Genomic DNA, 15,036 nt, shown 5'->3' on the forward strand with positions numbered 1-15,036 from the left:
GTGCCCGTGACTGACGAGCGGGTGTTCCCTGATCAGCAGACCGAGGGCGGTAAGTTCACCTTCAAGGAGCCTGTGGCCGCTGAGGACGAGGAGGGCCCCGTGGACACCACCGGCGTGGTGAACGTCGAGGTGGACCTGCTGGGGCTGAAGCAGTTCGTCAAGCTGACCGTGGAGGGTTCTGATTCCCTGGCGGTCGTGCTGAGTGACAGTTCTGTCCAGCCGGTGTGAGGAGGGAATAAAATGCCGAGATTCTACAACGACCGCGTGAGACCGCCCGCGAATAAGGCGGTTTCTCCCGACAAGGAAAAGAAGACCGGAAAGCCGCTTGGTACTGTCTCTGGCGGGGAGGAAGGCAAGACCGTGCCTCCAATCCCTAGTGGCAGAGACAACGGTCAGGAACGGCTTGAGAGCGCCAAATCTATAAAAGGGGCGGTGGGGTAACCTGCCGCCCTTGTGATGACAGGAGGTTTTGTATGCTTGCGCATAACGCGCTTACCACGCTGGACAGGATGAAGCTCATGCTGGACCTCGATGACGAGATCGACGAGCGCACCTGCGCCCTCATTGAGCTGCTGATCAACAAGGCGTCATCCTGGGTGGAACGGCAGGTGGGCAGGCCCCTCGGCAAAAGCACCTATCGGGAGTTCTACGACGCCGACGGCCAGCAGGAGCTGGTCACGTTGAAGTACCCAATCGTCAGCGTTGACTATGTCAAAGAGGCCGGGAGACTTGTCCCTCCTGCGCTCTATGACTATGGACAGACCGCCAACATCGGCGTCATCTACCGGGATGACGGTTGGCTGAGGGCCGGCTACCGCCGGGGCCTCGCCAATGACATCATCGAATCCAAGCGGAGCATTGAAGTATGTTATACGGCGGGCTATGTGCTTCCGAAGGACGCCACGGAGGAAGAGCCTCAGACGCTCCCCGCAGACCTGGAGGGGCTTGTCTGGGACATGGTGTCCCAGGCGTATGCGAATATGCAGAGCGGTTCCCAGGGGCTGAAATCCTTTTCCATTTCGGATGTGAGCTGGACCTTCGATAAGTCCACGCCGGAAGCCTGGCTTCAGCTCGTCAACCTGTACAGGAGGTATTGAAATGGCTGGGATAGAACAGCTTTTGGAAGACTTCAACCGCATGAAAGCCGTGTGTCAGGAGATGGAGCAGAAGAAAATACTGGTGGGCATCATCGGCGGAAAGGCAGACTCTGATATTATGGCTATCGCCCATGCCCATGAGTATGGCGCCACCATCAAGCCCAAGAAAGGAAAGTACCTCGCCATCCCCCTGACCAAGGAGGCGCAGGCCGCGGGTTCTCCCAGAGCCTTCAGCGACCTGCGCTTTGTCAATGCGAAGGGCGGCAGGCTCCTCATGGTTCGGGACAAGAAGAAACGCGGCGGCAAGACCGAGAGCGAGGCAATGTATCTGCTGGTGAAAAGCGTTACTCTCCCGGAACGCTCCTTTATCCGGGCGAGCTTTGACGCGCAGCAGGATGAACTGGGCGGGATTATTGCTCAGCAGGTCAGCAAGGTCTTGGCCGGGGAGTCCACCGCTGATGCTGCGGCGCATAAAATCGGAGCCCAGGCCGTCTTGCTGGTGCAGGGCTTCATCGGTCAGAACAAGGTCACACCGAAGTCCGGTTCCATGCTCAAGACACAGCATACTACGCTGTTTGAATCAGGCGCACATATTCACGATGAAATCGCTTATGAGGTGGAAACAAAATGAACTTTATAGCTACGCCCAGGCTTCCCAGAGCCTTACTCCACCCGCTAAAGGTCTATGAGCGCACCTTCGTCCGCGACGGTCCCGGCGGGCAGTCCCGTCCGGTTGAAAAGGCTGTGAAGACGTTTAAGGGCATCGTCCTGCCGCTGTCGGACAAAGACCTGAAGAATCTGCCGGAAGGGACGTACACCCAAAACGCGCAGAAGCTCTACACCGATGACCGGGTGGAGATCGGCACCAACCAAATCATTGAGGATACCTTCGATGGTCAGAGATACACCGTCAAGACCGTACTGGGTCACAACAGTATCCACCCCATGGTGCGATACATCGTGGAGGGAGTGGTGAAGAAATGACGTTCGTCCAGGCCCGCGACGCGATCGTGTCTGGTCTCGAAAAACACATCGGCTGCCCGGTTATTCTGTCTGACCAGATAGCGGAGCAGCCGAAATTCCCGTACTGCTACTACAGCGCCTTGGTGCCGCGCATCTCCAACCACGCTTTCGGGCTGCATGAGGTCGTAGGGGACGAGAAGCAGGGTTGCCGCCACATACGTTCCGAGCCGGTAGAGGCAACGATGTCCTTCACCTTCTGCGGCCAGAACCGGGAGGCGGGGGACGGCGGCTATATCTACGGCGAGGATGAGGCTCTTGACCTTGTGGAAAAAGGGCACGGATTCTTCCTGTTGAACGGACATTGCATCCTAGTCGGCAGTGAGGATATCGTGGTCCGCAATGTCGGCTCCGTCGCAAACCGGAGCGGATTTGTGGTGGAGGATACCGTTCGCCGGTACGGATTCGATGTGCGCTTTGCCTATATCCGCACCGATGAGATGCCGGCTGCCACCATTCTGGAGGCCAGGACCCCAGGAAACGCGCACCAGTAAGAAGGAGGAAATGCAAAATGGCAAAAGACGTAATTGTCGTTGTGCAGCGCGATGCGCTGCCTACGACAAAGGAGAGCCTTGACATCCTGCTCATATCGACCACCGGGGCCCAGCCCGTCGGTGTGTACCGGGATGTTGAGAGCGTCAAGGCTGTCTACGGGGATGATGGAAATACCCCCAACTCGAAGATCGTCCGCAAGGCGACCACCCTGCTGAACCAGGGCAAGACCACGCTGGCCGAGACGCTGGTGAATAAGTTCAAGATTGTGGGTTTCGAGCCGCCCACCGCCTCCCCCGCTGTGGCAGCTGCCTTCAAGATCGACTTTGATGACGATGTGTTCGCTTTTGATCCCCCTGCCGCAAATCAGAAACTCTATGTGCGGATCGGCGGTGATGACAAGGCTGTGGTCACACTGACCGCAAAGGTCGAGATTGCGGACGGCGCGAAGCTGGCTGCGCAGTTCAAGGGCGCCACCTTCAGCAAGAGCGGCAAGACCTATACCGCCGCAGTGAAGGGCACCGTGGTCACCTTCACTGCCACCGAGGGCGGCAGCACCGATTCGATTCCCGAGCGTATTGAAATCTTCCTGGATGAGGCTATGTCCCAGGAGTTCGTTGCCACCGGGAAAAAGACCTTCACCAACGGCAAGGACGTGATGAGCGCCGCTGACAGCCTGATCGAGACCATCAAGGCGTTCCAGCGGGAGGAGGACAACGACTGGTACTACTTCATGACCGACCGGGACGAGCCGGAGTTCGTCAAGGCGCTGGCGAAGTTCGCGGAGGCCAGCGAGCCCACCGAGGCGGAGCTTGGCGTCGGCGTGGAGGACCATCGGAAGTTCTACATGGGCCAGACCAGCGACCTCAATTTTGCTGACAACACCGCCCGCGCCGCCGTCATCTACACCGAGGAGCACTGCCTCAACGAGGAGCCGGACGCCTCCTACACCGGCAATGTCGGCCCGTTCTATCCGAAGAACGTGACCTGGAAGTTCAAGCGGCCGCAGGACGGCAATGCCGCCGCCAGCGAGGGCACGAAACTCATCACACTGCCCAGGCTGACCGAGGGCCAGCGCGATCAGCTCAGTGAGAACCATGTCAACTACCTCACGGAGGAGTACAAGCGCCAGTACGTCAAGGAGGGCGTCTGCCTCAACGGCGAATTCATCGACGTGGTGCTGGGCGGCGACTGGATCGCCAAACGGATGCGGGACCTGCTCTACGACATTCTGCTGGAGAACGCCAACGTTGACTACTCGGATGCTGGCTTCGGTCTCGTCGCCACGGCAGTATTACAAGCTCTGTCCGAGGCCGCGGACGAGGACCACAACATCGTTGCCCGTGATCAGGAGAGTAAGGCCGGCATCTTCACCGTGAACATCCCGAAGTATGCGGACAGTACGGAGGAGCAGCGCCGGAACCGCGTCATGCCCGACATTACCTGGGAGGCGCTGCTGTGCGGCGCAGTCCATCAGGTCAAGACCAAGGGCGTCCTCCGTGCGACGCTGTAAGGAGGTAAAGAGCGATGCTGAAGAACTATGACCCTCTGAAAGTGAACGTCGCCTTTAACGGCAGACAACTCCGTATGTTCGGCGACAGCCTGTTCACACTGGCCCGCGACGAGGCCAACCATTCAATGAAAAAGGGCGTCAAGGGCGACACCACCTACATCATGAACGCAAACAAGGCAGGTAAGCTGACCATCACGCTCCAGCAGGAGTCCCCGGACATCCCCTATCTGGAGCAGTGCGCCGAGAGGAGCGTCCAGGCGAACCTCGCCATCACCGACGCCAACGATAACGGCAAGATTTTCTTCGCTCAGCACTGCATGGTGGAGAAGCTGCCCGACATTGTGCGCGGCAAGGACGCCCCGGACGTTTCGTTCGTGTTCCTGATCCCCGACATCCTCATTATGTGATGAAGGCCGGGAAGCACAGCAGTCACAAACACAGCAGACGGGGCCGGAACGCGATACCGTTCCGGTCCCGTACTCAGAATTATATGGGAGGTTTTACTATGGCAAGACAGAAGACGATCACCATTGAGGGCGTTGACTATCAGCTTCAGAGCGCCTCGTTCTCTTGGTACACCAACCTGACCGACCTGTACATCCGTCCCGCCAGCGGCCGGAAGAATACAGCGAAGTACGCTGACGCCCTCATCAGGGGATGTGTTATCGCTCCCGCCGAGGTTGCCAAACGCGGCCTGAAGTTCTTCGACGATCAGGACGACATAGCCACCCCCAGCGAGCTGGTGCGCGAGATCGAGAACTTTCTGTCGGAGCGAGCTGAACCCGGCGGAAGCGCGGAAAAGAGCACAGCGTAACGAACGATTCTGGCGCATGGTGTTCTGCATGGGCGGCGTCAGTTACATTGAGCTCAAGGGAATGGATCTGGCGGAGTTCGCTGAAGCGGAGCAGGCCCGGCTCCTTTGGCAGACCGTGTGGAACAAGAAATCCAGCAAAAACGAATGAAGCGGGGAGGGATAATTCGTGGAAGAGGCTCGCAGTTTATCGTATGGCATAACCATAAGCGCCGCCACTGTGCAGGCCGAGGAGGGGATCCGCAACCTCTCTGGTATGCTTGGCAGGCTGCGAGCCGAGGCTGAGGGTGATGTCGACATCGCCGCCGATACCGAACAGGCGTCCGAGAATATCCGCGGTTTGGCGGGTGACATCGGGCGTCTTCAGTCTGGCGCTGACAGCACAGAAATCGTCGTTGACGCGGATACCACCCCGGCCGAGGAGAGCATCCTGGACCTGACCGGAGAGATCGGCAGCCTTGGGGAACGCTCCGCAGATGTTGACGTTGCTCTCCATACCGAGCAGGCGCAAACCGATCTGCAAAGCCTGGAAGACCGTACTACCAACTTCGGACACGACCCGCCTGACATCAAGATCGATATTGATACCGCGGAAGCTGAGCGGAATATCCGAGTTCTGACCGATGACATCGGCCACTTGTCGGGCGATGCCGGGAGTATTGGTTCAGCCTTCCGCAAGTCTTTCCTCGCTGGGGTAGATAGCGGAAACAGCTTTTCCTCTGTCCTTCGGTCTGGCGTTGGGGGGGCTGTTACTCATATCGGCGAGAGGGTAACCGATCTCAAGGATAACGTTGTCACCAAGATGGGTGATGTCAAGGAGAGTGTTGTTTCCGGGGCGAAAAGTATCAAGGAAGGCTTCACTCATCCGATAGAGACCATCAAGAACGGCCTCGGCGGGGCGATTGACCACGCTAAGAGCCGTTTTACTGATTTTGTCCGTGGAGCGAACGACGCCGCAGACGCGGCGGACGATGTGGGCGATGCCGCTGGTGGCGCCCGGCCAGAGGTCGAAGACCTGGGCGACGCGGCAGAAACGTCCGGCAGCAAGTTTGAGAAGTTTGGAGGCATTCTGGGCGGCTTCGGAAAAGCCGCTGTTGCAGCCGTCACCGCAGCGACCGTAGCCATAGGCGGCTTCGCCGCTGCTTCGGTAAACACTGGCATGGAGTTTGACAGCTCTATGTCGCAGGTAGCAGCCACGATGGGCTATACCATAGACGAGCTGAACGATTCGACTTCTGAGGCCAGCCAGAACTTCTCCCAGCTTCGTGAGTTTGCGATGGAGATGGGCGCGAATACCGCCTTCTCCGCGTCACAGTCGGCAGACGCTTTGAACTACATGGCGCTGGCGGGCTACGATGCGGAAACCTCCATGGCCATGCTGCCGAATGTGCTGAATCTCGCGGCGGCAGGCGGCATGGAGCTTGCGTCGGCGTCCGACATGGTGACGGATGCGCAATCGGCCTTGGGCCTCACCCTGGATGAGACGTCCGAGCTGGTAGACAAGATGGCGAAGGCGTCCAGCAAATCCAACACCAGCGTCGCACAGCTCGGCGAAGCGATCCTGACCGTCGGTGGTACTGCAAAAACGCTGTCCGGCGGCACGACAGAGCTGAATATGGCTCTGGGCGTTCTCGCAGACAACGGTATCAAGGGCGCGGAAGGCGGAACAGCCCTGCGCAACATGATTCTGTCGCTGTCCGCGCCTACGGATAAAGCGGCAGCTCAGTTAAAAGCCCTGGGCGTCGAGGCGTTCGATGCCGAAGGAAACCTGCGGCCCCTGAATGAAACCTTCGGGGACCTGAACGGCGCTCTCTCCACGATGACGCAGGAGGAGCAGACGCAGGCGCTCAACGAGATTTTCAACAAGACAGATCTGAAATCCGTGAACGCCATGCTCGGTACCAGCGCGGAGCGCTTTGGCGAGCTGAGCGAGAGTATCGCAGACTCGAAGGACGCAGCGGAGGACATGGCCGGTACCCAGCTTGACAATCTGGCCGGTGACATAACGCTGTTCAAGAGTGCCTTGGAGGGCGCTCAAATCGTTATCTCTGACGAGCTGGCCCCATCCCTACGGGACTTCACACAGTTCGGCACAGAGGCCGTCACGAAGCTCTCTGAAGCCTTCCAAGAGGGAGGGCTGACCGGGGCGATGGGCGCCCTTGGAGGCATCCTGAGCGACGGGCTGGGCATGATTATCGAGATGCTGCCGACGGCGATTGACGCGGGGATGCGGCTGCTCGGTGCTTTGGGGCAAGGTTTGCTGGATAACATGCCTGTGATTATTGATGCGGCAATCCAGATCGTAACCCTGCTGGGCGATGGCATTTTGAACAGTTTGCCCGTACTGGCGGGGGCGTCGATGCAGATCATAGCGTCCTTGGCGTCCGGTATCGGCGGGATGCTCCCGGAACTGATACCGTCTATCGTAGAAACGGTAGTACTCATAGCAGGTACGCTGATTGAAAATCTGCCGCTCGTACTTGATGCGGGGATGCAGCTCCTTAGTGGTTTGGCGGACGGTATTGTCGGAGCAGTCCCGATCCTGATCGAGCAGCTGCCCTCTATCATTTCCGGGATTGCCAGCACACTTGGCGAGCACTTGCCGGAGCTTGTCTCGACCGGTATGACGCTGCTCATGGGGCTCGCGTCTGGGATTCTTTCCGCGATCCCACAGCTTGTGGCCCAGCTCCCGGCGATCGGTTCGGCTATTTTCGGCGCGCTCGGCGAAATCCCCAGCATGGTGATAGGCGTCGGCAGGAGCATCGTAGAGGGCCTGTGGAGCGGTATCTCGTCGATGGGAAGCTGGGTGACAGATCAGGTCAAAGGCTTCGCAAGCGGCATCGTGGACGGCGTCAAGGGCTTCCTGGGCATCCACAGCCCGTCCACAGTATTTGCCGAAATCGGCGACAACATGGCGCTGGGCCTCGGCGGAGGGTTCGCCGACGGCATGAAGGGCGTCACAGAGGATATGAAGGGCGCAATCCCGACGAACCTCGACGGTCCCGAATTTGACATCCCCGAACCAAACGGCCCTTCCGATATGACCTATGGTGTATATCCGAATGTAGTGGGGATTGACGAAATCGGTAACGCTGTAGGTGACTCTGTTTACAAGGTCAGACCCGTTATCGAGGACATCAATACTCCGTCTGTTTCTGATATTTACTACAATGTGAACCCCTTGGTCAAAGATTTCAATCCTCCTGGCTACGAAAATCCCACCAATATGGAAGGCAGTGAGGGCGATTGTCCTGAGCGGATTGCTGGCAGCGGCAATGGCGGCACTCCTGAGCCAAACGGTGGCTCTGCCGGGAATGGCGGCGGTTTTACGTTTGCCCCAACACTCCCGCCAATCCAAATTACCATAGAGGGCAGTGCAGACCGCGAAACCCTGGAGAAGATGGAAGAGATGTTGAAGCTGCGTATGGAAGAAATGAAGGCTATGATGAGAGAGCTGTACGATGAGTTCCGCGAGGAGGAGCTTCAGCGGGCAGCCCTGAAGAACCAGTATGTATTTTGATTGGAGGAAAAATGATGAAAAAAATTCTCGCGCTTTTATTGGCGCTTCTGTTGTGTGTGTTTACCCTGTCTGCCTGCTCTGAAGCACATAAGGTAAACTCCAATTTCTCAAAACAAGCTAACTATTTCGAATGTGAACGCAAAATCACTGTCTATAACGCTCGGACCGATACGATTATTTTAGAGGTCGAGGGGTATATGAGCGTCGGCAATAACTCGGCGAGTGAGCTGGTTGTGACATGCAAAGTCGGCCCAAACGAATACAGAAAAAACTACATCTACCTGAACGACTATACGCTGTATGTGGTCGAAGACATCACAGGCACGCATACCGATCCATATCATTATCAGCTTTATTTTCATACTGAGGCGCTGCCTGCAGTTGAGGTGAAACCCTAGCAGGGAGGTTTCTGGGTATGGCCTATATACTCACCAGCAGGAAGGGCGGCACAGTCCGCTTTGAACCTTTGAAAAACGGTGTGGTTGAGAAGGAAAGCGAGAGCTACAGCAGCACCGTCACCTCAAATCCGATTGAAAACGGAGCCGAGATCAACGACCATGTGAACAACGCATCCGGCACCCTCAACATCTCGGGCGTCATCATCGGCGGCAGCGGCGCGATAAACGCACTGAAAGCTATGCGAGAGTCTCGGGACATCATCACCTACATCGGCGTCACCCGGATGTCCAACCTTGTCTTCACGAGCCTCAAGTTCGACCGCTCGTACAAGAACAGGAACGGTGCATCCTTCTCCGCGACCCTGAAGCAGGTGCAGATCAGCTCCGCCGAGTACGTTCCTATGGATGGCGCATTACCTATGACCAGTCAGGATAATGGAAGGTCTGACGACCAGCAGTTGGCGAAAACGGCCAACGCCGGTCTAATGACCGTTTCTTTGCAATCCGTAAGTTCTGCCAGCGTAGAGCGGCACGGGGAGGCATACACACAGCCCAGCAGCTCCGCGCCGCTGACAAGGCGGACGGGGGCCTACAATGGCCTCGCTGTTTAAGGGAGGACGAATATGGCCCTGCAGCTGATAGACCTGAACTCTGATGTGCAGTACATCGCAATCGACGTTTCACGGGTGCCATACACGTTCTCCGTGAAGCTCGCAGACCGAACCTTTTCCTTTACAGTCAAGTACAACGATGCCGGCAAGTTCTTTACGATTGACCTGTATGACGTGAACGGAAATGTTCTCGTCTTTGGGGAGATCGTCCGCTATGGCCGCCCGCTGTTCAACGTAGTCGAGGATGAACGGTTCCCGATCCCGGTCATCATTCCGTCCTGCATCACCGACGACAGCATCTCCGAGGTCACATGGGAGAACTTCGGGAAGGATGTAAAGCTCTACCTCCACGAAAGGAAGGTGGAGTGATATGGCCTTCTGGATTCGGGCGGCTACACTGGTCATCGGGAGCAACAAGTATGACCTGGACGGGATGAACTTCACATTTGATATTCCCTTCGAGGACAGCGACGAGCCCCCGGTGGCCACTGTGACCGTGACAAACCTCTCCTCCAACACCCGCAACGGCATCAAGAAGGACGATCCCGTGATTCTGAATGCCGGCTACCGGGGGAATGTTGGCTGCATCCTGGTCGGAAAGGTGGTCGGCCTGAAGCACAAGCAGAACAACGTAGACTGGACAACCACCCTGACCGTCCAGCCATGCGCTGAGGAAATCCTTGGGCGGATCGTCAACAAGACCTACGCGGAGAACATGAAGGCGTCTGCGATCATCCGGGATCTGCTGAACATCTTCGGAGCAGAGGTCGCCAGGTGCGAGCTGTCCATCGACACGAGCTACCCGCGAGGCCGCGTCTGCCGGGGCAACCTCAAACAGGTGCTCACCGAAATCGTGGTAAACGAGTGCAAGAGCCGGTTGATCGTCCGCACAACCGGACAGCTCTACATCACGAAGGCGGATGACGGCATCCATAACGGCGTCACACTCACCCCGGCGACCGGCCTCCTCCGCTCTGACGAGGAAACCGTTGCCATCCAGGTCGAGACAGACCTGAACTCGCAGAAAACCGGGGAGGATCGGAAAGAGGATACGATTTCCCGCTCCTGTCTGCTCAACTACAGCATCGCCACCGCCGAGGTCGTTCAGGTCCTGTCCAGTGACCTGAACGGACGGTTCATCGTTGTGAAGGGTAGCCACAAGGGAGGCCGTACCGGGGACTGGAAGACCTCCATGGAGCTGAAACCATACTGAGGAGGGATTGCTTATGGGACTGGCCGATGTAAACCAGTACAACTACCAGCGGATTCACGATGACAAGCTCCGGGAATCCATCTGTGTGGCCGCCACCGTACAGGTGATGGCCTTCGACCCCGCAAAGATGACAGTGAACGTCCAGCCGCTCTCCAAGCACCTGGAGAACGGCAAGTACGAAAGCCAGCCGCCGATTCTGAGGGTTCCTGTGGCCCTCACGCACTGCGGCGGCTTTCTCTTCCGCCCCTGGATAAAAGAGGGCGACATCGGTACGGTGGTCTACCTGGATCACGATATGGACGCCACCGTAACCGGGGGCAAGGTGGCCAAACCCCTGACCGAGCGCAACCACGCCACGACGGACGCCATCTTCATAGGGGCGCTCGTGGCTGGGGACTACACGGTCAAGGGCCTGCCGGATGAGAGCATCTGTATCGCCGCCGAGGACGGCAATCTTTATGTCGCTGTCACGAAGAACAAGGTAACCATCAAGAATGAAGACACCACCGCTGAGTTCACCGCTGCTGCGATTGATATAAAAACCAGCGATATGACCATCACCGCGAATGGGCTGGTGAACATAAAGGGTTCCCCTGTTGACATCAACGGGACGATATTTTGAAAGGAGACATCCTTATGGGGCTGTCAAAACTCGCGGCAGGCTGCCGAGCCTGCCCGTATGTCGATACCTGCGGCCATAAGCGTATGGAGGCCGTTGGCTTTCTGCCGCTGTTTCAGTCTGCGGCCCAGCCTGCGGCCGAATCAGCAGCCCAGCCGCTTCTCCGGGAGACGATGGAAATTCGGGTGGATGGCAAGCCCGTAACCGTCTATGTAGACGAAATCGAAAAACAGCTCACGCGAGAACTCTACGCCCACCTGGGCCTGCAATACGGAGCCTGACGTTTAGGAGGTGCGGCAATGTGGAAGAGAATATGACCTTGCTGGTAGACCCCGAGACCCGCGATCTGGCCTTCGATGATGGTGGAAACTTCAAGAAGATCTTCGATGCTGATACCACCGTCCAGAACGTACGCCATGCACTCCTGACTTGGAAGGCGGAGTTTTTCGCTGATCTGATACACGGCACAGAATATGAGCGTATCGTCGGAATGAACCAGAACGAGATAGACCTCAACGAGGTTCAGGACATTATCAGGGAGGCGATCTTTCAGGAGGACGATATTTCCCGGATAGACACGATCACCGTCTCGTATGACGGGCGCACCGTTGCCGCTGCGTTCACGGCAACGCTTGTGAGCGGCGAAACGATCGCGTTGGAGGTGACTGCGTAATGGCAAAACCGAATGACTGGGGTTTGACCGATGCCGGCTTCCGGCGGCCGACCTATGCAGAGCTGCTTGACGCTCTGGAGTATAAGGCACGGGAGCTGTTTGGCTCCAAGGCCAACCTGACTGTGCGTTCTCCGCTGGGAGTCTTTCTGCGGATTTTTGCATGGGTGCTGAACCTGCTGTTTTCCACCCTGGAGGATGTGTATAACTCCCGCTTCGTTGACACAGCGGTAGGCACCAGCCTCCTCCACCTCGGCAGGATGATAGGTATACGGCTGCTTGGGGCCCAGAAGGCTATGGGCTACCTGACGTTCTACGGTGACGATAACGTGGAGGTCCCGGAAGGATTCCTTGCCGAGACCACCGCAGGGATGCAGTATGTCACACTCAGTTCCGGCGTGATTACGAACGGAAGCGTGACGTTGCCCGCCTCCGCCGCCGTTGCCGGGCCTGACGGCAACACCGCCGAGAGGACGATCAAGAACATCACGAACCCGAAGCTCGGCATCAGGTCCGTGATAAACGAGAAAGCCTTCGAGGGCGGCAGAAACACGGAGACCGACGACGAGTTCCGGGAACGGTACTACCTCTCTGTGGACTTTGCTGGCGGCGTAAATCTTGACGCCATCATAGCTGAGATTTACGGGAGTGTAGAGGCCGTCATTGCCGTTGCTGGAGAGGAGAACGACACAGACTTCGAGAGCAAGACCGGGCTGCCTCCTCACTCGTTCGAGGTTGTGGCCTACGGCGGTCTCGACGAGGACATAGCGCGGGCCATCTACCGCCGGAAGGCGGCAGGCATCCAGACCTTCGGCAACACGACTGTCCCGGTTGTCACCGCCGCCGGCAGCATCTGCGATGTCCATTTCAGCCGCCCAACTCCAGTCTGCGTATGGGTCAAGGTGTTCAACCTCGTGACTGACAGCAAATTCCCCCTGGACGGCATCGAACGGATCAAGCGGGCCGTCATCCGGCACATCGGCGTGAACACCCGCGGCGGCCTGAACATCGGACAGGACGTTATCTGCGTAACCCTGCCCACGGTCGTCCTGAAGGTTCCCGGAGTGGTAGACTTCGATCTCCAGCTCAGTCCCGACGGGGAGAACTTTAGCTGGAAGAATATACAGATTGCCGCCAGGGAGAAGGCCGTCACCGATGAAAGTATGGTGATCGTGGAGTGAGAAACTATCTATCTGAAATGTTGTATGCGCTGACCAGCGCCTATAGCCGGAAGGACTACAATAACCACCAGCGGGGTCTCCCGCTGGAAACGAACATCGGCAAGCTGTTCTCCCTGTTTGCCTGGGGTCTGGACATCGTTCACGAAAACGCAGAGCTGGTGAAACAGTGGGACGACCTCGGGCAAGCGAAGGGCGCTGTTTTGGACAGATACGGGGCCAACTGGGGCGTTCAGCGGTTCAGCGAGAACGACGCCCTCTACCGCCTCGCCATCCGAGTCAAGATTCTGTCCCAGCTCTCCGGCGGCGATACCGATACGGTCATCAGGGCTGCCGCCGACCTGCTGGGTATCGAGAATCACGACATTGATTTCGAGGATGTGTTCCCGGCCAAAATTTTTCTGTATGTGGACTGGCTGCTTCTGACGCAGGAACGGCAAGACCTGATTGAGCCGATCGCCTGGGCCATTAAGCGCATTGTTGCCGCCGGCGTCGGTATGCGGCTATATGCTCGGACCTACCGGACATACCGCTTCGATCTGCCGATCAGCCACGGTGGAGCCATCGGGAGATGCTGCCGTTACCTGCCGGTAGGGCGAAATCGGGAAGTCGTTTGGGATGTGTCTGTTGCTCATGGCGGGGCCGCAGCAACAAATTTTGTCTTTGAGCCGACCGGGGAGAACCGAACCGCTGTGGCCAGCATTTATGTCGGCCGTGCCGCAGTTCAGCGTCCTGCTTTCAGCGCAGCCCCGATTGGAGAAGATAAGACCTTTGGTGTGCAGCGCGGCGACAAGAGCGGAGCCTATATGCGCAGCCACATCAGGCCAAAACGAATTGATTAGAAGGAGGAATACCCATGGCAAAATTTGAGGACGGCTGCTATGGCAGCCTGAAAGGTATTGCCCTCATTGCCAAGGTCCTGGCAGGCCGCTGCAAGATGCACTATACCCGTGTGGCAGTCGGTAAGGGGGTTATTCCGGAGGACATGACACCAAAGACGATGACGGAACCGGCGGAGTATGTTATGGATGCGGTAATAAGCTCTGTCACCAACCCGGTAGATGGTGAGTGTCAAGTATCCGTCCAGATCAACAGTGCCAATGTAGAGACAGGATTTTATGCCACCGGATTGCTGCTGTATGCAGAGGACCCGGATGAAGGAGAGGTTCCCTACACATATCTGGTCTTGGAAGGTGAGCCAGAATGGATCAGGCCCGCAAGCTCTATCGTCGGGAAATTGGCCTTTTTTGACATCATTGCCGCTGTGGGAGACATAGACAAGGTTTCCGCCACTATTGATCCGGATGCGCTCGTCACTCACGAGGAGTTGGAATTACGCATCCAAGAACACAATAAAGAGAATCATCCGGAGACCGAACTGGTCACCTTGGATCACCAGTTGGGAACCTATCCGCAGGTGCTGGCGTTTGCCTATCAATACGGCGCGGGCATGGGCGAAGCGGGCGGCGGTCCGGCGGGAGGCACCAGCCTGATGCAACTGCCAGCAAAGGCGGAATGTCTCGATAAAAACAGGCTGGCCGTCTATACCACAAAGGATGCGGCAAGGCCCGAGACGGTTAAGGAGGTACGGCAGATCAGCCGCGGCGAGTATGTGGTCCTGTATCAGGATAGTGAGCTTGATGCTGTATATCTCAAGCTGTTATACGATGGAGGAGGAAGCGTCCCTGACGCTCCCGCAGATATGGTTGCGGTCAAAAATATGGTATTCAGCGCAGACCCGCCCGGGGATACCTCGGTGATCTGGGGCGCGCTGTGATAAAAAGGAGGAATGTAGACATGGCACAGAACTACACGCAGAGAGTATTTGTGAACGGAAAATGGGAGGACCGTTATCCCAAAACGGTGGCGGCACAGGTCGAGACCGACCCGCAGC

Annotated in this window: 20 protein-coding genes; all 20 read left to right on the forward strand. The window is 57.3% G+C overall.

Features of this window, described 5'->3' with window-relative positions; genetic code table 11:
• Positions 1 to 228: hypothetical protein (locus D5269_RS15080; RefSeq protein ID WP_158605024.1), on the forward strand; the 228-nt coding region annotated here is incomplete at its 5' end.
• 12 nt (positions 229 to 240) lie between these two features.
• Positions 241 to 441 (forward strand): hypothetical protein, encoded by a 201-nt coding sequence (locus D5269_RS15085; protein WP_120486614.1) that lies wholly within the window; start codon positions 241 to 243, stop codon positions 439 to 441.
• Positions 442 to 473: 32 nt separating this feature from the next.
• The gene (locus D5269_RS15090; protein ID WP_120486615.1) at positions 474 to 1,097 is read left to right on the forward strand and encodes a phage head-tail connector protein; all 624 of its coding nucleotides are present in this window, start codon (positions 474 to 476) and stop codon (positions 1,095 to 1,097) included.
• A 1-nt stretch (position 1,098) separates the two neighbouring features.
• Positions 1,099 to 1,728: a hypothetical protein gene (locus tag D5269_RS15095; RefSeq protein WP_120486616.1), complete on the forward strand. Its 630-nt coding sequence runs from the start codon at positions 1,099 to 1,101 to the stop codon at positions 1,726 to 1,728.
• Positions 1,725 to 2,081, forward strand: a complete 357-nt coding sequence (locus tag D5269_RS15100; protein WP_120486617.1) for a hypothetical protein — start codon at positions 1,725 to 1,727, stop codon at positions 2,079 to 2,081. Before D5269_RS15095 ends, D5269_RS15100 begins: the two co-directional genes overlap by 4 nt.
• Entirely contained in the window at positions 2,078 to 2,611 is a 534-nt protein-coding gene (locus D5269_RS15105; protein WP_120486618.1) for a hypothetical protein, read from the forward strand. The genes D5269_RS15100 and D5269_RS15105 overlap by 4 nt, the downstream gene beginning before the upstream one ends.
• A 17-nt stretch (positions 2,612 to 2,628) precedes the next feature.
• A complete protein-coding gene (locus D5269_RS15110) occupies positions 2,629 to 4,122 on the forward strand; it encodes a DUF3383 family protein (RefSeq protein ID WP_120486619.1) in 1,494 nt (497 codons plus the stop codon).
• A gap of 14 nt (positions 4,123 to 4,136) precedes the next feature.
• The gene (locus tag D5269_RS15115) at positions 4,137 to 4,529 is read left to right on the forward strand and encodes a hypothetical protein (protein ID WP_120486620.1); all 393 of its coding nucleotides are present in this window, start codon (positions 4,137 to 4,139) and stop codon (positions 4,527 to 4,529) included.
• A 98-nt stretch (positions 4,530 to 4,627) separates the two neighbouring features.
• Entirely contained in the window at positions 4,628 to 4,936 is a 309-nt protein-coding gene (locus D5269_RS15120) for a hypothetical protein (RefSeq protein WP_120486621.1), read from the forward strand.
• A 166-nt stretch (positions 4,937 to 5,102) separates the two neighbouring features.
• Positions 5,103 to 8,453 carry a phage tail tape measure protein gene (locus D5269_RS15125; protein ID WP_120486622.1) on the forward strand — a complete coding sequence of 1,117 codons (3,351 nt, stop codon included), beginning with the start codon at positions 5,103 to 5,105 and terminating at the stop codon, positions 8,451 to 8,453.
• Positions 8,454 to 8,464: 11 nt separating this feature from the next.
• Entirely contained in the window at positions 8,465 to 8,851 is a 387-nt protein-coding gene (locus D5269_RS15130) for a hypothetical protein (protein ID WP_147408012.1), read from the forward strand.
• 17 nt (positions 8,852 to 8,868) lie between these two features.
• Positions 8,869 to 9,462, forward strand: a complete 594-nt coding sequence (locus D5269_RS15135; protein ID WP_120486624.1) for a phage baseplate protein — start codon at positions 8,869 to 8,871, stop codon at positions 9,460 to 9,462.
• Positions 9,463 to 9,474: 12 nt separating this feature from the next.
• A complete protein-coding gene (locus D5269_RS15140) occupies positions 9,475 to 9,831 on the forward strand; it encodes a hypothetical protein (RefSeq protein WP_120486625.1) in 357 nt (118 codons plus the stop codon).
• 1 nt (position 9,832) lies between these two features.
• Positions 9,833 to 10,675, forward strand: a complete 843-nt coding sequence (locus D5269_RS15145; protein ID WP_120486626.1) for a hypothetical protein — start codon at positions 9,833 to 9,835, stop codon at positions 10,673 to 10,675.
• Positions 10,676 to 10,688: 13 nt separating this feature from the next.
• The gene (locus tag D5269_RS15150) at positions 10,689 to 11,297 is read left to right on the forward strand and encodes a Gp138 family membrane-puncturing spike protein (protein WP_120486627.1); all 609 of its coding nucleotides are present in this window, start codon (positions 10,689 to 10,691) and stop codon (positions 11,295 to 11,297) included.
• Positions 11,298 to 11,311: 14 nt separating this feature from the next.
• Positions 11,312 to 11,575 (forward strand): hypothetical protein, encoded by a 264-nt coding sequence (locus D5269_RS15155; protein WP_120486628.1) that lies wholly within the window; start codon positions 11,312 to 11,314, stop codon positions 11,573 to 11,575.
• A gap of 20 nt (positions 11,576 to 11,595) precedes the next feature.
• Positions 11,596 to 11,967, forward strand: a complete 372-nt coding sequence (locus tag D5269_RS15160) for a DUF2634 domain-containing protein (RefSeq protein ID WP_120486629.1) — start codon at positions 11,596 to 11,598, stop codon at positions 11,965 to 11,967.
• Complete coding sequence (locus tag D5269_RS15165) at positions 11,967 to 13,145, forward strand: baseplate J/gp47 family protein (RefSeq protein WP_120486630.1); 1,179 nt, start codon at positions 11,967 to 11,969, stop codon at positions 13,143 to 13,145. The genes D5269_RS15160 and D5269_RS15165 overlap by 1 nt, the downstream gene beginning before the upstream one ends.
• Positions 13,142 to 13,984: a hypothetical protein gene (locus D5269_RS15170; protein WP_147408013.1), complete on the forward strand. Its 843-nt coding sequence runs from the start codon at positions 13,142 to 13,144 to the stop codon at positions 13,982 to 13,984. Before D5269_RS15165 ends, D5269_RS15170 begins: the two co-directional genes overlap by 4 nt.
• A 14-nt stretch (positions 13,985 to 13,998) precedes the next feature.
• Positions 13,999 to 14,919, forward strand: a complete 921-nt coding sequence (locus tag D5269_RS15175) for a hypothetical protein (protein WP_120486632.1) — start codon at positions 13,999 to 14,001, stop codon at positions 14,917 to 14,919.
• Positions 14,920 to 15,036: the final 117 nt, after the last annotated feature.

This window comes from Anaerotruncus sp. 1XD42-93 (genome assembly GCF_009917605.1).
Lineage (GTDB): Bacteria > Bacillota > Clostridia > Oscillospirales > Ruminococcaceae > Anaerotruncus.